At 59.0% G+C, this 17,560-nt stretch carries 16 protein-coding genes; 9 read left to right on the forward strand and 7 right to left on the reverse strand.

Annotated features, from left to right (window positions below):
* Positions 1-104: 104 nt before the first annotated feature.
* From CIB54_RS00775 to CIB54_RS00785, 3 genes are all read right to left on the reverse strand, one after another.
* A complete protein-coding gene (locus tag CIB54_RS00775) occupies positions 105-1,733 on the reverse strand; it encodes an ABC transporter substrate-binding protein (protein ID WP_065951581.1) in 1,629 nt (542 codons plus the stop codon).
* Between the two features lie 257 nt (positions 1,734-1,990).
* Positions 1,991-3,592: an ABC transporter substrate-binding protein gene (locus CIB54_RS00780; protein WP_101218219.1), complete on the reverse strand. Its 1,602-nt coding sequence runs from the start codon at positions 3,590-3,592 to the stop codon at positions 1,991-1,993.
* A 91-nt stretch (positions 3,593-3,683) separates the two neighbouring features.
* A complete protein-coding gene (locus CIB54_RS00785) occupies positions 3,684-4,397 on the reverse strand; it encodes an SIMPL domain-containing protein (RefSeq protein WP_065951583.1) in 714 nt (237 codons plus the stop codon).
* Positions 4,398-4,663: 266 nt separating this feature from the next.
* Between CIB54_RS00785 and CIB54_RS00790 the strand changes: the two genes are divergently transcribed.
* The 3 genes from CIB54_RS00790 (at position 4,664) to CIB54_RS00800 (ending at position 8,303) form a co-directional block, all read left to right on the forward strand.
* Positions 4,664-5,926 carry an ATP-binding protein gene (locus CIB54_RS00790; RefSeq protein ID WP_101218220.1) on the forward strand — a complete coding sequence of 421 codons (1,263 nt, stop codon included), beginning with the start codon at positions 4,664-4,666 and terminating at the stop codon, positions 5,924-5,926.
* Positions 5,919-6,479, forward strand: a complete 561-nt coding sequence (locus CIB54_RS00795) for a response regulator transcription factor (protein ID WP_010213178.1) — start codon at positions 5,919-5,921, stop codon at positions 6,477-6,479. The genes CIB54_RS00790 and CIB54_RS00795 overlap by 8 nt, the downstream gene beginning before the upstream one ends.
* Before the next feature lie 99 nt (positions 6,480-6,578).
* Positions 6,579-8,303 carry an ABC transporter ATP-binding protein/permease gene (locus tag CIB54_RS00800; RefSeq protein ID WP_101218221.1) on the forward strand — a complete coding sequence of 575 codons (1,725 nt, stop codon included), beginning with the start codon at positions 6,579-6,581 and terminating at the stop codon, positions 8,301-8,303.
* Positions 8,304-8,512: 209 nt separating this feature from the next.
* Here the strand turns inward: CIB54_RS00800 and CIB54_RS00805 are convergent, their stop codons facing one another.
* Positions 8,513-8,950: a Z-ring associated ZapG family protein gene (locus CIB54_RS00805; protein ID WP_057724532.1), complete on the reverse strand. Its 438-nt coding sequence runs from the start codon at positions 8,948-8,950 to the stop codon at positions 8,513-8,515.
* Positions 8,951-9,096: 146 nt separating this feature from the next.
* Here CIB54_RS00805 and CIB54_RS00810 point away from each other — a divergent pair, with 146 nt between their 5' ends.
* From CIB54_RS00810 to zapE, 3 genes are all read left to right on the forward strand, one after another.
* Positions 9,097-9,726 (forward strand): alpha/beta hydrolase, encoded by a 630-nt coding sequence (locus CIB54_RS00810; protein WP_065951585.1) that lies wholly within the window; start codon positions 9,097-9,099, stop codon positions 9,724-9,726.
* 16 nt (positions 9,727-9,742) lie between these two features.
* The gene (locus CIB54_RS00815) at positions 9,743-11,098 is read left to right on the forward strand and encodes a tryptophan--tRNA ligase (protein WP_101218222.1); all 1,356 of its coding nucleotides are present in this window, start codon (positions 9,743-9,745) and stop codon (positions 11,096-11,098) included.
* Between the two features lie 79 nt (positions 11,099-11,177).
* Complete coding sequence (gene zapE / locus CIB54_RS00820) at positions 11,178-12,272, forward strand: cell division protein ZapE (protein WP_101218223.1); 1,095 nt, start codon at positions 11,178-11,180, stop codon at positions 12,270-12,272.
* A gap of 66 nt (positions 12,273-12,338) precedes the next feature.
* Here the strand turns inward: zapE and CIB54_RS00825 are convergent, their stop codons facing one another.
* Together CIB54_RS00825 and CIB54_RS00830 are read right to left on the reverse strand one after the other, a co-directional pair.
* Positions 12,339-12,548, reverse strand: a complete 210-nt coding sequence (locus CIB54_RS00825) for a hypothetical protein (protein ID WP_101218224.1) — start codon at positions 12,546-12,548, stop codon at positions 12,339-12,341.
* A gap of 259 nt (positions 12,549-12,807) precedes the next feature.
* On the reverse strand, positions 12,808-13,728 hold the full coding sequence (locus tag CIB54_RS00830; RefSeq protein ID WP_198557178.1) for a GlxA family transcriptional regulator: 921 nt from the start codon (positions 13,726-13,728) through the stop codon (positions 12,808-12,810).
* A 220-nt stretch (positions 13,729-13,948) separates the two neighbouring features.
* On the opposite strand from CIB54_RS00830, the gene CIB54_RS00835 reads away from it, so the two are divergent.
* Positions 13,949-15,085 (forward strand): acyl-CoA dehydrogenase family protein, encoded by a 1,137-nt coding sequence (locus CIB54_RS00835; RefSeq protein ID WP_101218226.1) that lies wholly within the window; start codon positions 13,949-13,951, stop codon positions 15,083-15,085.
* A gap of 113 nt (positions 15,086-15,198) precedes the next feature.
* On the opposite strand, the gene CIB54_RS00840 is transcribed toward CIB54_RS00835, so the two are convergent.
* Entirely contained in the window at positions 15,199-16,239 is a 1,041-nt protein-coding gene (locus tag CIB54_RS00840; protein WP_065951591.1) for an NADP(H)-dependent aldo-keto reductase, read from the reverse strand.
* Between the two features lie 250 nt (positions 16,240-16,489).
* On the opposite strand from CIB54_RS00840, the gene rplM reads away from it, so the two are divergent.
* Together rplM and rpsI are read left to right on the forward strand one after the other, a co-directional pair.
* Positions 16,490-16,918: a 50S ribosomal protein L13 gene (gene rplM, locus CIB54_RS00845; protein ID WP_003171742.1), complete on the forward strand. Its 429-nt coding sequence runs from the start codon at positions 16,490-16,492 to the stop codon at positions 16,916-16,918.
* Positions 16,919-16,932: 14 nt separating this feature from the next.
* Positions 16,933-17,325, forward strand: coding sequence for a 30S ribosomal protein S9 (rpsI, locus tag CIB54_RS00850; RefSeq protein WP_002555064.1), 393 nt, complete (start codon positions 16,933-16,935; stop codon positions 17,323-17,325).
* Positions 17,326-17,560 lie beyond the last annotated feature (235 nt).

The raw sequence follows: 17,560 nt of genomic DNA on the forward strand, positions 1-17,560 counted from the left end.
CAGTTCATTACTGTAGGACAGCAGCGCTTAAAATGTGGTCTGTTTCCTACGGTCCAGGCGGATGAAATAACGGCGACGTTGTGACACGTCGCCGTTATTGATCCTTACTTGCCGCTTACGCTGACGCCGTAGAAGGAGTTCAAGCCAAACGGGCTGATCTTGAAGTCCTGCACGGTGTTGCGCATGGGTTGATACACCGTCGAGTGCGCGATAGGTGTCATCGGAACTGCGTCTTTCAGAACATGTTGCGCCTGCTTGTACAGCTCGGTGCGTTTGGCGACATCCGAGGTTTTCTTGGCTTCTTTCACGATGCCGTCGAATTTCTTGTCGCACCACTTGGAGAAGTTGTTGCCCGACAGCGAGTCGCAGCCGAACAGCACGTTCAGCCAGTTGTCCGGGTCACCATTGTCGCCGCTCCAGCCAATGATCATGGCCTGGTTCTCGCCGCCCTTGGAGCGCTTGATGTATTCGCCCCATTCGTAGCTGGTGATCTTGACCTTCAAGCCGATCTTGGACCAGTCGTTCTGCAGCATCTCGGCCATCAGTTTGGCGTTCGGGTTGTACGGACGCTGAACCGGCATGGCCCACAGCACGATCTCGGTGCCTTCCTTGATGCCGGCTTCCTTGAGCAGCGCCTTGGCTTTCTCAGGATTGTAGGCGGCGTCCTTGATGGTTGTGTCGTAGGACCATTGGGTCGGCGGCATGGCGTTGACGGCCAATTGACCGGCACCCTGGTACACCGAGTCGATGATCTGCTGCTTGTTCACCGACATGTCCAGCGCCTGACGTACGCGCAGGTCCGCCAGCGGGTTTGGCTGATCGCTGCCCTTGACCTTGTCCATCACGTTGTAGGCCACGTAGCCCAGGTTGAAACCGGCCTGGTGCGGCAGTTTCAGGTCTTTGTCTTCACCCAGCGCCTTGAGGTCGGCCGGACGTGGGAACAGGGTGACCTGGCATTCGTTTTTCTTGAGCTTCTGGATACGCACCGACGGATCAGTGGTGATGGCGAAGATCAGGTTATCGATCTTCACGTCATCAGGTTTCCAGTAGTCCTTGTTGCCGGTATAGCGAATGTTCGAGTCTTTCTGGTAGCTCTTGAACACGAACGGACCCGTACCGACCGGCTTCTGGTTGATGTCGGCGGGTTTGCCTTCCTTCAACAATTGCGCGGCGTATTCGGCGGATTGGATCGAGGCGAAGCTCATTGCCATGTTCTGAATGAACGCGGCGTCCACGGTGCCAAGGGTGAACTTGACGGTGTGGTCATCGATTTTCTCGATGTTCTTGATGTTGGTGTCCATCCCCATGTCCGTGAAATACGGGAACTCGGTAGGGTAGGCCTTACGGAATGGATCGTCTTTATTGATCATCCGGTTAAACGTGAACAGTACGTCGTCGGCCGAAAATTCACGAGTCGGCTTGAAGTACGGTGTGGTGTGGAACTTGACGCCTTCGCGCAGGTGGAAGGTATACGTCAGGCCGTCAGGGGACACGTCCCAGCTGGTGGCAAGGCCAGGCACCACGGCGGTGCCGCCGCGTTCGAACTGGCTCAGGCGGTTGAACATGGTTTCGGCCGAGGCATCGAAGTCTGTTCCGGTGGTGTACTGGCCTGGGTCAAAACCGGCCGGGCTCCCTTCGGAGCAGAACACCAGGTTAGTTGCCGCTTGGGCAAATGGGGCTGCGGCCATAAGGCCAGCGCTCACTAATAACGGAAGGACTGCGTGTTTAAGCATGTTGGCCTCATGATTTGTTGTCATTTTTGGTGGTGAGGGCGACCTCGTGAGTCGGCCTGCGGATACTTATGCAGGCGCCATACCCATTGCAAGATGTTGAACGGTTGCAAGCGCCAAACAGTGGGACGGGCGTACAAGAATGTCGCATTTATGAAAGTTTCGACATAATTTGTCTGTTTGACGGGTTTTTTCGGTGCGTCGGGCGCACCGGAAAAGCCCAATCGAGGCGTCTAGTGCACTCGATTGGGGCGTTGTTGTTACTTATCTAGACTCACACCATAGAACGGTGTCAGCCCGAACGGGCTGATCTTGAAGTCGCGCACGTGCTTGCGCATTGGCTGGAAAACCGTCGAGTTCGCAATAGGCGTTATAGGTACTTGTTCCTTAAGGATTTTTTGCGCCTGTTGATACCACTTGATGCGCTGTTCGCGATCGTTGCTGACCTTGGCCTGCTGCACCAGCTTGTCATACGCCGGGTTACACCACTTTGCGTAGTTGCTGCCCTTGACCGCGGCACAACTGTAGAGCACGCCGAGCCAGTTATCGGGGTCGCCGTTGTCGCCGGTCCAGCCATAAATCATCGCGTCATGTTCACCATTTTTGGCGCGCTTGATGTATTCGCCCCACTCATAGCTGACGATATTGGCCTTGATGCCGACCTTGGCCCAATCCTGTTGGATCATTTGTGCCGACATGCGCGCATTCGGGTTGGAGGCGCGTTGCACGGTCATCGCCCAGAGATTGATGGTGGTACCTGGTGCAACCCCTGCTTCTTTTAGTAGCGCCCGGGCCTTGGTTGGATCGTAAGGCGCATCCTTGATGGCCGGGTCATAAGACCACTGCGCCGGTGGCAGTGCGTTCTGCGCCAATTGTCCGGCACCCTGGTAAACCGCCTTGATGATCGCAGGCTTGTCGATGGCCATATCCAGGGCCTGGCGCACTTTGAGCTGATCCAGCGGCGCATGGGTGACGTTGTACGCCAGGAAACCCAGGTTGAAGCCAGCCTGCTGGAGCACTCGCAAGTCAGGGTCCTGCTTCATCACCTCGATGTCGGCGGGGCGCGGGTAGCCGCTGACCTGGCATTCGCCGGCCTTGAGTTTCTGCAGGCGCGCGGCGGCGTCCGGGGTAATGGCGAATACCAGGTTGTCGAGTTTCACATCCTCGGGTTTCCAATACTGTTTATTGGCGGCGTAGCGGATCTGCGAGTCTTTCTGGTAGCGCTTGAACACGAACGGTCCGGTGCCCACCGGTTTCTGATTGATGTCCTCGGCCTTGCCTTGCTTGAGGAGCTGGGCGGCGTACTCGGCCGATTGCACCGAGGCGAAACTCATGGCCAGGTTCTGCACGAACGAGGCATCGACGTTGTTCAGGTTGAAGCGCACGGTGTGGTCGTCGAGTTTGTCGACGCTTTTGATCGTGGTGTTCAGGCCCATGTCGGTGAAGTAGGGCGATTCGGAGGGGTAGGCCTTGCGAAACGGGCTCTCGGCATCCAGCAGGCGGGTGAAGGTAAACACCACATCATCGGCGTTGAAGTCGCGGGTCGGGGTGAAGAAGTCGGTGGTGTGAAACTTGACGCCATCGCGCAAGTGGAAGGTGTAGGTGAGGCCGTCTTCGGACACATCCCAGCGGGTGGCGAGGCCGGGCTCGACTTCGGTGCCGCCACGCTTGAACTGGGTGAGGCGGTTGAACACGGTTTCGGCGGAGGCGTCAAAGTCGGTGCCGCTGGTGTATTGGCTGGGGTCGAAGCCGGCGGGGCTGGCTTCGGAGCAGTACACCAGGGTGGTGGAGGCGTTGGCCAGCGGCATAAAGGCCAGCAGGCCTGCGGCAAGGAGGAGCGGTTTGAAGGCAATTCTGTCCATGGAGACCCCTGAAATCGCAACCCTGTAAAAGCTGCGCAAATGAAAACGGCGGTCACCGAGGTTACCGCCGTTCAGGGTTGTCAGGTAGGGGTCACTGCATCTGCACTTCAATCACGCCGTCTGCACTCATGTTGACCTGGCTGGTGCCGGCCTCCACTTCAGGCGTGGGCGCTGAATCGGCCATCGCCGCTTTCATCATCATGGCGCCGCGTGCATAGGGCATCGGATAGCCGTTGGTGTTGAAATTCAGGTTGACGATTTTGTAACCCTTGCCGCCGAGTGCATCGGTTGCCAGTTGCGCACGGGCCTTGAACGCTGCGACCGCGTCTTTGAGCATCGCATCTTCGCTGGCCTTGCGCGTGCTGTCAGCGATGGCGAAGTCCATGCTGTCCATTTTCAGAGTGTTCAACAGCTCGCCGGTGAGTTTGGACAGCGCCGGGAAGTCCGCGCTTTCCAGGCGCAGTTCGGCGCGTTCACGCCAGCCGGTGATTTTCTGGTTCTTGCTGTCGTAGATCGGGTAGCTGTTGCGGCTGCCTTGGCGCAGGGTCACGGCCTTGACTTCGCGGGCCTGGCCCAGGGCAGTGTTGATGCTGGTGGTGATTTCGGCGGCGAGCTTGGCCGGGTCGGCGTTCTGCGATTCGGTGTAGAGGGTCACGATCATCTTGTCGCGCGCCACTTCCTGGCTGACTTCGGCCCGCAGGGAGATCTGGTTGTAATGCAGTTCATCGGCGGCCATGGCCGGCAGGCTGGCCAGGGCGCTGGCGCCGAGGGTGAGGACAGCGGCACTGCGAATGAAACGGGACATGAAAGCTCCTTGAGATTGTCGTGTTCGGTATGACTGTAGACGGTGGGATCGGGTTCTTCGGGTTTAGGGATTTGTAAAAAGTTTCAAGCTGCAAGCTGCAAGCTACAAGTGAAAGCGAAGTTGACTTGCAGCTTGTAGCTTGCAGCTTGCAGCTTGTGTCTTATAGCTGCAGCGCCCACTGCGTCAAAGAGCCACACACCCAATGCCGGGGCGCTGCTTCGTTTATACTCGTGCCGATCCGCCTGCAGCGCTCATCGGGAGAGCTCATGCTCGCCGCCGTAAAACTGACTTCCGCCACCCGCCAGAACCTCTGGCGCCTGACGTTCATTCGCACCCTGGTATTGGCCGCACAGGCCGGTTCCGTCGGGCTTGCCTATTGGTTCGACCTGCTGCCGCTGCCCTGGCTGCAACTGGCCGTGACCCTCGGCTTCTCCAGCGTGCTGTGTGCGTTTACCGCCATCCGCTTGCGTACCACCTGGCCGGTCACCGAGTTGGAATACGCGCTGCAATTGGCCTGCGACCTGTTTATCCACAGTGTGTTGCTGTACTTCTCCGGCGGTTCCACCAACCCGTTTGTGTCTTATTACCTGGTGCCACTGACCATTGCCGCCGTGACCTTGCCTTGGCGCTATTCGGTGGTGCTGTCGGGCATTGCGCTGACGCTGTACACGCTGCTGCTGGCGCAATTCTATCCCTTGCAAACCTTTCCGATCGCTCGGGAAAATCTGCAGATCTACGGGATGTGGCTCAGCTTTGCCTTGTCTGCCGCCGTCATCACGTTTTTTGCCGCGCGCATGGCCGAAGAGTTGCGCCGTCAGGAAGAGCTGCGCGCGATTCGCCGCGAAGAAGGCCTGCGCGACCAGCAATTGCTGGCGGTCGCCACGCAGGCGGCAGGTGCCGCCCATGAGCTGGGCACGCCGCTGGCGACCATGAGTGTGCTGCTCAAGGAAATGACCCAGGACCATCACGACCCGGCGTTGCAGGATGACCTGAGCGTGCTGCAGGAACAGGTCAAGCAGTGCAAGTTGACCCTGCAGCAACTGGTACGCGCCGCCGAAGCCAATCGGCGTCTGGCGGTAGAGATACAGGATGTCACCCAGTGGCTTGACGAAGCCCTGAACCGCTGGCACTTGATGCGCCCCGAAGCCAGTTACCGTTTCAGCCTGTTGGGCCAGGGCAGTGTGCCGCGCATGGCGCCGCCGCCGGATCTCACCCAGGCCTTGCTCAACCTGTTGAACAATGCCGCCGATGCCTGCCCTGAAGGCCTTGGCGTGCAGCTGGACTGGGACGCGGAAAACGTCACCATCAGCATTCGTGACCACGGCGCGGGCGTGCCGCTGGCCATCGCCGAGCAGATCGGCAAACCCTTCTTTACCACCAAGGGCAAAGGTTTCGGCCTCGGCCTGTTTTTGAGCAAGGCCAGCGTGACCCGCGCGGGCGGCTCAGTGAAGCTCTATAGTCATGAGGAAGGCGGCACGCTCACCGAGCTGCGCCTGCCCCGTGTCGCACGAGGAGATATCGATGAGTGACGAGATCCAAGTCGAAGGCGAAGAACTGCCGCACCTGTTGCTGGTAGATGATGACGCCACCTTTACCCGCGTGATGGCGCGCGCCATGAGCCGTCGCGGCTTTCGCGTCAGCACCGCAGGCTCAGCCGAAGAGGGCTTTACCATCGCCCAGGCCGACCTGCCGGACTACGCCGCGCTCGACCTGAAAATGGACGGCGACTCGGGCCTGGTGTTGTTGCCCAAGCTGCTCGAACTTGACCCGGAAATGCGCGTGGTGATCCTCACCGGCTATTCCAGCATCGCCACTGCCGTCGAAGCCATCAAGCGTGGCGCCTGCAACTATCTGTGCAAGCCGGCGGATGCCGATGACGTGCTCGCCGCGCTGCTTTCCGAGCACGCCGACCTCGATACCCTGGTGCCGGAAAACCCCATGTCGGTGGACCGCCTGCAATGGGAACACATCCAGCGCGTGCTGACCGAGCACGAAGGCAACATCTCCGCCACTGCTCGGGCGTTGGGCATGCACCGCCGTACCTTGCAACGTAAATTGCAGAAGCGCCCGGTACGGCGCTGAACGAACACTGAACAAGCTGCTTCAGGCCGCACGGAGCCCTGAACCGATCGCCTCTGATCGGTTCAAACGCCTGTCATATTTCCCTACCGAGCCTGAACGATGAATCAGAACGCTGAGTACTCCGCGGTCAATGATGCGGTGCGCGGGCAATTCTTCCGCCGAACCTGGGCGATGATCACGCCGTATTGGCGCAGTGAAGAGAAGGGCAGGGCCTGGTTGCTGCTGGCCGCCGTGATTGGTTTGTCGCTGTTCAGCGTGGCGATCTCGGTGTGGATCAACCACTGGTACAAGGATTTCTACAACGCGCTGGAGAAGAAGGACACGGCGGCTTTCTGGCAATTGATCGGTTACTTCGGCGGCATCGCGGCCGTGGCGATCCTGGGCGCGGTGTACCGCTTGTACCTGACCCAGATGCTCACCATCCGCTGGCGTGCCTGGCTGACCGAACAGCACTTCGCACGCTGGCTCGCCCACAAGAACTACTACCAGCTGGAGCAGGGCGGCTACACCGATAACCCGGACCAGCGGATTTCCGAAGACCTCAATACGTTCACCTCCAGCACCTTGAGCCTGGGCCTGGGGCTGTTGCGCAACGTGGTCAGCGTGGTGTCGTTCTCGATCATCCTGTGGGGCGTGTCGGGCAGCATCGAGGTGTTCGGCCTCACCATTCCCGGCTACATGTTCTGGTGCGCGCTGCTGTATGCCGCCGTGGGCAGTTGGCTGACGCATTTGATCGGCCGCCGCTTGATCGGCCTGAGCAACCAGCAACAGCGCTTCGAAGCGGACTTGCGCTTTTCCATGGTGCGGGTACGTGAGAATGCCGAGAGTATCGCCCTGTACAACGGTGAACCGAACGAGAGGCAACGCCTGAGCACGCGTTTCGGCCAGGTCTGTCACAACTTCTGGGACATCATGAAAGTGTCCAAGCGCCTGACCTTTTTCACCTCCGGCTACAGCCAGATTGCGATCATCTTCCCGTTTATCGTCGCCGCGCCGCGCTACTTCACCGGCAAGATCGAGCTGGGCGAGCTGATGCAAATCAATTCGGCGTTCGGCAACGTGCAGGAGAACTTCAGCTGGTTTATCAACGCCTATTCGGAACTGGCAACCTGGCGCGCCACCAGCGATCGTCTGTTGAGCTTCCAGCAGGCGATGAGCGACAACGAGCAACGGGCCCCGGCCATTGATGTGCGCCCTGAAGGCGAGCGTCTGGTGATCAGGGATCTGGGCATGGACCTGGCTGATGGCCGTCACTTGCTCACCGATGCCGACATGACTGTGGAACCCGGCCAGCGCGTGATGCTCAGCGGGCGTTCCGGCAGCGGTAAAAGTACGCTGCTGCGCGCAATGGGCGACTTGTGGCCGGCAGGCCATGGCAGCATTCGTCTACCGGCGACGCGCTATCTGTTTCTGCCGCAGAAGCCGTATTTACCGATTGGCACGTTGAAAGCGGTGTTGAGTTATCCACAGGACGACAACGCTTACCCGGCGCAACGTTATGCACAGGTGCTGGAAACCTGCCGCTTGCCGCATCTGGTTGGTCGCCTTGATGAAGCCAATCACTGGCAGCGCATGCTCTCGCCGGGCGAACAGCAGCGCCTGGCCTTTGCCCGCGCCTTGTTGTTCGCGCCGCAATGGCTGTACATGGACGAAGCCACCTCGGCCATGGATGAAGAGGATGAGGCAAGGTTGTATCAGGCGCTGATCGATGAGCTGCCGGGGCTGAGCATCGTCAGCGTGGGTCATCGCAGCAGCCTCAAGCGCTTCCACGGGCGGCATGTGCGGATCGAGGGTGGGCGGTTGCAGGAGCAGCAACCGGCCTGAGGACAAACTCGGTCAGTGTGGGAGGGGGCTTGCCCCCGATGGCCGTCTGTCAGTCACCTGATTCGGGTCTGACACACTGCAATCGGGAGCAAGCCCCTCCCACATTGAATCTCCCAGTGTCAGGAAAACCGAGCCCCAACAAACCGAGCCCCAACAAAAAGCCCGGCTGATCAGCGATCAGCCGGGCTTTTTAATGGTTTGAAGATGTATTACTTCTTCAAGCCGTAATGCTCATCCAGCATACCTGGAGCGTCCGGCGTTTTTGGCGCGTAGTCCCGCGGCGGTTCCTGGTTTTCCCGGGGCGGGGTCAGGCGTTCCCGCGGGGTTTGCGGTGCATCGGAATGCAGCGCGGCCAGCAGGCGCTGGCGGGTGATGTCGTCGAGGGCCAGGCGGTTTGCGCCATCGGCGAGGTGATCCTGTACTTCCTGGTAGCTCTGGGTGAGCTTCTTGACCAGGGTCGCGGTGCTGTTGAAGTGGGTAACAACCTCGTTCTGATAACTGTCAAAACGTTCCTGAATGTCATCCAGCTGACGTTGCGTGCGGTTAGGCGCGGCATTCGGCAGCAGGCGAGCAACCAGGAATCCAATGGCGACACCGGCAACCAGGGCAAGAGTCGGCAACAACCAAACTAAGAGCGAGTGTTCCACGAGTCCTTCCTCTATAAACGGCTTTGCTTTACGTTAACGGCTCAAACCTGCGCTGTATACCGCGATTAAGCTCGCAATGATGCCATGCACAGACTTTTAGCTAGACGAGTCGACCCCTTGAGAGGTCACGGAGTTCATCCTTGCTCATGCGTGAAACCCCCGTTTTGATCGATGGCCCGGTGGGTCAACTGGAAGCCCTGTATCTGGATCACCCCGAACCACGTGGCCTGGCGCTGATCTGCCACCCCAACCCGGTGCAGGGCGGGACCATGCTCAATAAAGTGGTGTCGACCCTGCAGCGCACCGCGCGCGATGCCGGTTTGATTACGTTGCGTTTCAATTATCGTGGCGTCGGCGCCAGCGCCGGTTCCCACGATATGGCCAGCGGTGAAGTCGACGATGCCGAAGCGGCCGCCACCTGGTTGCGGGAAAAACACCCGCAGTTGCCGCTGACCCTGCTGGGGTTTTCCTTCGGTGGCTATGTGGCCGCAAGCCTGGGTGGCCGCCTGGAAGCCAAGGGTGAAAAGCTTGCGCACCTGTTTATGGTCGCCGCTGCCGTGATGCGTCTGCGCGAGACCGATGTGCTGCCACAGGGTTGCCCGTTGACCCTGATCCAGCCGGAAACCGATGAAGTGGTCGACCCGCAAATCGTCTACGACTGGTCCGCCGCCTTGAATCGCCCCCATGAGCTGCTGAAAGTGGCAGAATGCGGACACTTTTTTCATGGCAAGCTGACCGATCTCAAGGATCTGGTGCTGCCACGCCTTTCGAATTGACGACAAGCGATCACCCATGACGACCCGTACCCGCATCCTCACCGGCATTACCACCACCGGCACGCCGCACCTGGGCAACTACGCCGGTGCGATCCGCCCGGCGATCCTTGCCAGCCAGGACGCCAATGCCGACTCCTTCTACTTCCTGGCCGACTACCACGCCCTGATCAAATGCGATGACCCGCAGCGCATCCAGCGCTCGCGTATGGAAATCGCCGCGACCTGGCTGGCCGGTGGCCTGGATGTGAACCGAGTGACGTTCTATCGCCAGTCCGACATACCCGAGATCCCCGAACTGACCTGGCTGCTGACCTGTGTGGCCGCCAAGGGCCTGCTCAACCGCGCCCACGCCTACAAAGCGTCGGTGGACAAAAACGTGGAGAGCGGCGAAGACCCGGACGCGGGCATCAGCATGGGCCTGTACAGCTACCCGGTGCTGATGGCGGCGGACATCCTGATGTTCAACGCGCACAAGGTGCCGGTCGGTCGCGACCAGATCCAGCACGTGGAAATGGCCCGCGACATCGGCCAGCGTTTCAACCACCTGTTCGGCAACGGTAAAGAATTCTTCACCATGCCTGAAGCGTTGATCGAAGAAAGCGTCGCCACCTTGCCGGGCCTGGATGGCCGCAAGATGTCCAAGAGCTATGACAACACCATCCCGTTGTTCACCAGCGCCAAGGACATGAAGGACGCGATCTCGCGGATCGTCACCGATTCGCGCGCGCCCGGCGAGGCGAAGGACCCGGACAATTCCCACTTGTTCACCCTGTACCAGGCGTTTGCGAGCAAGGCCCAGGAGGAAGAATTCCGTGGCGACCTGCTGCAAGGCCTGGGCTGGGGTGAAGCGAAGAATCGTCTGTTCCAGCTGCTGGACGGTCAACTGAGTGAAGCGCGCGAGCGCTACCACCAACTGATGTCGCGCCCCTCGGACATGGAAGACCTGCTGCTGATCGGCGCGAAAAAAGCCCGAGCCGTGGCGGCGCCGTTCCTGGCTGAGCTGCGCGAAGCGGTGGGCCTGCGCTCGTTCGTCAACCAGGCGGCGGCGCCGGTCGCAACCAAGAAGAAAACAGCGAAGGCTGCGCGCTTCGTGAGCTTTCGTGAAGACGACGGCAGCTTCCGCTTCCGCCTGTTGGCGGCCGATGGCGAGCAACTGCTGCTGTCGCGCAACTTCGCCGACGGCAAAGCGGCGGGCGCGGTGACCAAGCAACTGCAAAGCGGCGATGCGCTGGACGTACGCACCGAGGCCCAGCGCTTCAGCGTATGGCTGGACGCCGCCGCTGTGGCCGACAGCGCCGAGTTCGCCGACAGCGCCTCCCGCGATGCCGCCATCGCCGCGTTGCGCGTCGCGTTGGCCCCTTCCGAGGATTAACCCGACCAAGGGTTGATTGCCATTATTCAGGGCCGTCGTTACAGTGACGGCCCGTTTTTGTTGCCTTGCTAACGAAATTATGACGCCCCTAGAACGATATCAAGCTGATCTGAAACGCCCTGACTTCTTCCATGACGCGGCCCAGGAAAATGCGGTGCGTCATTTGCAGCGCCTGTATGACGACCTGGTCGCGGCCTCGCAAACCAAGCCGGGGATGTTCAGCAAGCTGTTTGGCAAAAAAGACCACACGCCGGTCAAGGGCCTGTACTTCTGGGGTGGCGTCGGCCGGGGCAAGACTTACCTGGTGGACACCTTCTTCGAAGCGCTGCCGTTCAAGGAAAAGGTGCGGACTCACTTCCACCGCTTCATGAAGCGTGTGCACGAAGAGATGAAGACCCTGCCGGGGGAAAAGAACCCGCTGACGATCATTGCCAAGCGTTTCTCCGACGAAGCGCGGGTGATCTGCTTCGATGAGTTCTTCGTTTCCGATATCACTGATGCCATGATCCTCGGCACCTTGATGGAAGAGTTGTTCAAGAACGGCGTGACCCTGGTCGCCACCTCGAACATCGTGCCCGATGGCCTCTACAAGGACGGCCTGCAGCGCGCACGCTTCCTGCCGGCCATTGCCTTGATCAAGCAGAACACCGATATCGTCAATGTCGACAGCGGCGTCGACTATCGTTTGCGTCACCTCGAGCAAGCGGAGCTGTTCCACTTCCCGCTGAACGAAGCGGCCCACGAAAGCCTGAGAAAGAGCTTCCGCGCCCTCACGCCGGAATGCACCCAAGCGGTGGAAAACGACAAGCTGATGATCGAGAACCGCGAAATCATCGCCTTGCGTACCTGCGATGACGTGGCCTGGTTCGAATTCCGCCAACTCTGCGACGGCCCGCGTAGCCAGAATGACTACATCGAGTTGGGCAAGATTTTCCATGCGGTGATCTTGAGCGGTGTAGAGCAGATGGGCGTGACCACCGACGACATCGCGCGGCGCTTTATCAACATGGTCGATGAGTTCTACGACCGTAACGTGAAGCTGATCATCTCGGCGGAAGTCGAACTCAAGGACCTGTATACCGGCGGGCGTTTGAACTTTGAATTCCAGCGCACGCTGAGTCGTTTGCTTGAGATGCAGTCCCACGAGTTTCTGTCGCGCGGTCACAAACCTTAGGCTGGTGAGTAAGTGAAAAAGCCTGCGGATTTGCAGGCTTTTTCGTGGGGTAGTCCTGATCAGAAACTAATCATATTGTTTTTTGGGTGGGGGAGCTATCTGTTGCCATTTACCCTCAATGAGCTGATAGGTTGCACCGTCGTCGCCAACTCTAATCTCACCTTCGTCCTTTTTTTCCTCATCCTTGTTTTCTTTCTTCATTTTGTCTTCTTTACCCATGGCCGTTTGGTCCATTTCTATGGGCATGTAGGGTTTGTTGCCTGTGACGGGAAGCATAGTGAGGCTCCAGTGTAAATATGAGCTGAATGGCCTGTAAGAGCCTTTGCGATTATGGAAGAGCAGCCCTTGGCTAAGGGCGCTTCAACGGATAGCGTGCACGCTCACAGCCTGGAGTGGATTCGTTTTTTTCCTGTTCTGCCGTAAGAGCTGCGAACTATCTTGTGTCTGAATTAGTGAATGCGATCGTAGCGATTTTTGCAGGACCCCACGCCATTGCGGGTTCGCAGGGTCTTTCGCGCACTCCTGTGGGGCGTGGCTACGCCGCTTGCTGGAACTGTTGTCGATATTGATTCGGCGACAACTCGGTGTGCTGCCTGAACAACCGCGCAAAAAAGCTCGCATCGTCATAACCCACCTCGTAGCTGATGGTCTTGATGCTTTTGCGACTGGCCGACAGCAGGCCCTTGGCGGTCTCGATGCGCAACCGTTGCAGATAATGCAGTGGCTTGTCGCCGGTGGCGGCCTGGAAGCGCCGCATGAAGTTGCGGATGCTCATGCCGTGCTCCCTGGCGACGTCTTCGAAGCGGAACTTGTCGGCAAAGTGTTCTTCGAGCCAATGCTGGATCTGCAGGATGATCACATCCTGGTGCAGCTTCTGCCCGCCAAAACCGATGCGCCCTGGCGAATAGCTGCGTTGCACTTCATACAGTATGTCGCGGGCCACGGCCTGGGCGATGTTGGCGCCGCAGAAGCGTTCGATCAGATAAATGTAGAGGTCGCAGGCTGAGGTGGTGCCGCCGGCGCAGTACAGGTTGTCGGCGTCGGTCAGGTGCTTGTCCTGGTTGAGCTGCACCTGGGGGAAGCGTTCGCTGAATACAGTGAAGAAGCGCCAGTAAGTGGTCGCTTCCTTGCCATCGAGCAGGCCGGCCTCGGCCAGCCAGAACACCCCGGTGGCTTCGCCGCACAACACAGCGCCGCGTGCGTGCTGCTCGCGCAGCCACGGCAGCACCTGGGGGTAGCGGGTGCACATGGCGTCGAAGTCGTCCCAGAAGGCCGGCAGCACGATGATGTCGGCGTCTTCCAGGCCACCGTCCACCGGCATGATCACATCGCTGAAGCTTCGCACTGATTGCCCGTCGGGGCTGACCAGGCGTGTCTCAAACCCAGGGGTCAGGCCCTGGCCGAGCTGCTTGCCGTAACGCAGGCTGGCGAGATGGAAGAAATCCTTGGCTTGCATGAGGGTTGAAGCAAATACCCGATCAATGGCCAAAATGCTGACGCGCCGCAACGGCGTGGAGATTTGGTTAGACATAATTTCATTTATTCTTATAGGGGAAAGTGGTCACCAGACGGCTGGATCGTCTTATTTTTTGTCGCATGTGTCCAGTGTCCCGTGACGCATTCACGGCATAGGCTCTGTGGCAGCGTTTTTGTCCGACAATCCACGCAGGTGACCCATGATTGCCAGAACCTTGTTCAGCCCGGAGCACGAACTCTTTCGCGAGAGCGTGCGCACCTTTCTTGAAAAGGACGCGGCGCCATTCCATGGGCAATGGGAGAAACAGGGCTATATCGACCGCAGTCTCTGGGACAAGGCGGGGGAGGCAGGGATGCTGTGTTCTCATCTGCCGGAGGAATACGGCGGGCTGGGCGCGGACTTTTTGTACAGCGCGGTGGTGATCGAGGAGATCAGCCGGCTGGGTCTCACCGGTATCGGTTTTTCCCTGCACTCGGACATTGTGGCGCCGTACATCCTGCATTACGGCAGTGAGGCGCTGAAGCACAAATACCTGCCGAAATTGATCTCCGGCGAGATGGTCACGGCCATTGCCATGACCGAACCGGGGGCGGGTTCCGACCTGCAAGGGGTGAAGACCACGGCGGTGCTGGACGGTGATGACTATGTGATCAACGGCTCCAAGACGTTTATCACCAATGGCTACCTGGCCGACTTGGTCATCGTGGTGGCCAAGACCGACCCCAAGGCCGGTGCCAAGGGCACCAGCCTGTTCCTGGTGGAAGCCGACACGCCGGGCTTCGCCAAGGGCAAGCGCCTGGAGAAAGTCGGCATGAAGGCCCAAGACACCTCTGAGCTGTTCTTCCAGGATGTGCGAGTGCCCAAGGAAAACCTGCTGGGCCAGGCGGGCATGGGCTTTGCGTACCTGATGCAGGAGTTGCCTCAGGAGCGATTGACCGTGGCGATTGGTGCCTTGTCATCTGCTGAGGCCGCTTTGCAGTGGACGCTGGAATACACCCGCGAACGCAAGGCGTTCGGCAAGGCGATTGCCGACTTTCAGAACACCCGGTTCAAGCTGGCGGAGATGGCCACCGAGATTCAGATCGGCCGCGTGTTCGTGGATAAATGCCTGGCACTGCACCTGGAAGGCAAGCTGGATGTGCCCACGGCGGCAATGGCCAAATATTGGGCGACGGACCTGCAATGCAAGGTGCTCGATGAGTGCGTGCAACTGCACGGCGGCTACGGCTTCATGTGGGAATACCCGATTGCCCGGGCATGGGCGGATGCGCGGGTGCAGCGCATTTATGCGGGGACCAATGAGATCATGAAGGAGATCATTGCGCGGGCGCTTTGATCTTGTGGTGTGGCTGATGGCCTCATCGGGGGCAAGCCCCCTCCCACATGTTGATCTGTGAACACGGTCAAGTGTGGGAGGGGGCTTGCCCCCGATGGCGGCCTGAAGGTCAATCAGGGCGCCGGATTCGGATGATCCTTCTGAATCGCCTCAATCCCTTCCAGCACTTCTTTCGACAGTTTCAGCTCGGCACTGGCAATGTTGCTGTCCAGTTGCTCCAGGCTGGTTGCGCCGATGATATTGCTGGTCACAAACGGCTGTTGCGTCACAAACGCCAATGCCATCTGCGCCGGGTCCAGGCCATGTTCCCGCGCCAGTGCCACATAACGGCTGCACGCCGCTTCCGACTGCGGATTGAAGTAGCGACTGAAGCGGCTGTACTCCGTCAGGCGCGCCTTGGCCGGGCGCGCGCCGCCCTCGTACTTGCCGCTGAGCATGCCGAACGCCAGCGGCGAGTAGGCCAGCAAGCCGCATTGTTCGCGAATCGCGATCTCCGCCAGGCCCACTTCAAAGCTGCGGTTGAGCAGGTTGTAGGGGTTCTGGATCGACACCGCGCGGGTCCAGCCACGGGCTTGGGCCAGGGCCAGGAATTTCATGGTGCCCCACGGCGTTTCGTTGGACAGGCCGATGTGGCGGATCTTGCCGGCCTTGACCTGCTCATCCAGCGCTTCGAGGGTTTCTTCCAGTGGCGTGAGGTCGTCTTCGTCCTTGTGCGTGTAGCTCAGTTGGCCGAAGAAATTGGTGCTGCGCTCCGGCCAGTGCAGTTGGTAAAGGTCGATCCAGTCGGTTTGCAGGCGTTTGAGACTGGCATCCAGTGCCTCGATGATGTGCTTGCGGTTGTGACGCAGGTGGCCGTCGCGGATGTAATCGATGGTGTTGCCGGGGCCGGCGATCTTGCTGGCGAGGATCCAGTCGGCGCGGTCGCCACGGCTCTTGAAGTAATTGCCGATATACCGCTCGGTCGTGGCATAGGTGTCGGCCTTGGGCGGTACCGGGTACATTTCCGCCGTATCGAGGAAGTTGATGCCCGCGGCCTTGGCCCGTTCGATCTGGGCGAAGGCCTCTGCCTCGCTGTTCTGCTCACCCCAGGTCATGGTGCCCAGGGCGATCGCGCTTACGTTCAGATCGGTCCGGCCCAGCTGTCGATAATCCATCGGGTACTCCTTCAGGGGAAAACAATCATAAAAGCAGGTTGAATTTTTTTTCGCAATCTGCATAATTGCCCACCTCTTTCTGCAGTGGAAGTGATGCGCCGCCTGCCGAAGAATCTTGCCGTTGAACGGACGCGCTGACCCGAGCCCCCGATAGCGTCTGTATCCGGCTGCCTTTGACCTTGTCAAAGTACGCACTATTCAGTAAGATCCGCCGTCTAATTTACAGGGCGGCCCCTGAGGCTATTAAAGAATGACAACTTTTACTGCAAAACCGGAAACAGTTCAGCGCGACTGGTTTGTCGTCGACGCCGCTGGTCAGACCCTGGGTCGTCTGGCCACTGAAGTCGCCAGCCGTCTGCGTGGCAAGCACAAGCCTGAATACACCCCGCACGTTGATACCGGTGACTACATTGTCATCATCAACGCTGAGCAGGTACGTGTTACCGGCAACAAAGCGCAAGACAAAATGTACTACCGTCACTCCGGTTTCCCAGGCGGTATCAAGTCTTCCAACTTTGAAGGCCTGATCTCCAAGAAGCCTGAAGCCCCGATCGAAATCGCGGTCAAAGGCATGCTGCCTAAGGGCCCACTGGGTCGCGATATGTTTCGCAAGCTGAAAGTCTATGCGGGCGCTGTACACCCTCATGCTGCTCAGCAGCCCCAAGAACTGAAGTTTTAACGGAATAGTTCATTATGTCGGCGACTCAAAATTACGGCACTGGCCGTCGCAAAACCGCAACCGCACGCGTTTTCCTGCGTCCGGGCACTGGTAACATCTCGATCAACAACCGCTCCCTGGACAACTTCTTCGGCCGCGAAACTGCCCGCATGGTAGTTCGTCAGCCGCTGGAATTGACCGAGACCGTTGAAAAGTTCGACATCTACGTCACCGTTATCGGTGGCGGTGTAAGTGGTCAAGCTGGCGCAATCCGCCACGGTATCACTCGCGCTCTGATGCAGTACGACGAAACCCTGCGTGGCGCTCTGCGCAAAGCTGGCTTCGTGACTCGCGATGCCCGTGAAGTTGAACGTAAGAAAGTCGGTCTGCGTAAAGCGCGTAAGCGTCCGCAGTACTCGAAGCGTTAATTCGCTTTACGTTCCACAAAAACGCCCAGCCTCCTCACGGAGCTGGGCGTTTTTTATTGCCTGGGATTTATGCAGATTTTTCGCCGTGACAACTTGCCACATCCGTAGACCCCCTATACTACAAGGCCTGGGGGTAGTGGCCCGGGCAATTCCCTTGTCATACGTGGGGCTTTTCATTACCATCCGTCAAAATTTTTATAAGTAAAGATTCAATACTTAGTAGACGCCTGATTTA

The organism is Pseudomonas fluorescens (assembly GCF_002837185.1).
GTDB lineage: Bacteria > Pseudomonadota > Gammaproteobacteria > Pseudomonadales > Pseudomonadaceae > Aquipseudomonas > Aquipseudomonas fluorescens_AM.

What these genes read in the sequence shown, in the direction of transcription:
- CIB54_RS00775 (WP_065951581.1), bottom strand. Translation starts at nt 1,733, where the DNA reads ATGCTTAAACACGCAGTCCTTCCGTTATTAGTGAGCGCTGGCCTTATG.
- CIB54_RS00780 (WP_101218219.1), bottom strand. Translation starts at nt 3,592, where the DNA reads ATGGACAGAATTGCCTTCAAACCGCTCCTCCTTGCCGCAGGCCTGCTG.
- CIB54_RS00785 (WP_065951583.1), bottom strand. Translation starts at nt 4,397, where the DNA reads ATGTCCCGTTTCATTCGCAGTGCCGCTGTCCTCACCCTCGGCGCCAGC.
- CIB54_RS00790 (WP_101218220.1), top strand. Translation starts at nt 4,664, where the DNA reads ATGCTCGCCGCCGTAAAACTGACTTCCGCCACCCGCCAGAACCTCTGG.
- CIB54_RS00795 (WP_010213178.1), top strand. Translation starts at nt 5,919, where the DNA reads ATGAGTGACGAGATCCAAGTCGAAGGCGAAGAACTGCCGCACCTGTTG.
- CIB54_RS00800 (WP_101218221.1), top strand. Translation starts at nt 6,579, where the DNA reads ATGAATCAGAACGCTGAGTACTCCGCGGTCAATGATGCGGTGCGCGGG.
- CIB54_RS00810 (WP_065951585.1), top strand. Translation starts at nt 9,097, where the DNA reads ATGCGTGAAACCCCCGTTTTGATCGATGGCCCGGTGGGTCAACTGGAA.
- CIB54_RS00815 (WP_101218222.1), top strand. Translation starts at nt 9,743, where the DNA reads ATGACGACCCGTACCCGCATCCTCACCGGCATTACCACCACCGGCACG.
- zapE (WP_101218223.1), top strand. Translation starts at nt 11,178, where the DNA reads ATGACGCCCCTAGAACGATATCAAGCTGATCTGAAACGCCCTGACTTC.
- CIB54_RS00825 (WP_101218224.1), bottom strand. Translation starts at nt 12,548, where the DNA reads ATGCTTCCCGTCACAGGCAACAAACCCTACATGCCCATAGAAATGGAC.
- CIB54_RS00830 (WP_198557178.1), bottom strand. Translation starts at nt 13,728, where the DNA reads ATGCAAGCCAAGGATTTCTTCCATCTCGCCAGCCTGCGTTACGGCAAG.
- CIB54_RS00835 (WP_101218226.1), top strand. Translation starts at nt 13,949, where the DNA reads ATGATTGCCAGAACCTTGTTCAGCCCGGAGCACGAACTCTTTCGCGAG.
- CIB54_RS00840 (WP_065951591.1), bottom strand. Translation starts at nt 16,239, where the DNA reads ATGGATTATCGACAGCTGGGCCGGACCGATCTGAACGTAAGCGCGATC.
- rplM (WP_003171742.1), top strand. Translation starts at nt 16,490, where the DNA reads ATGACAACTTTTACTGCAAAACCGGAAACAGTTCAGCGCGACTGGTTT.
- rpsI (WP_002555064.1), top strand. Translation starts at nt 16,933, where the DNA reads ATGTCGGCGACTCAAAATTACGGCACTGGCCGTCGCAAAACCGCAACC.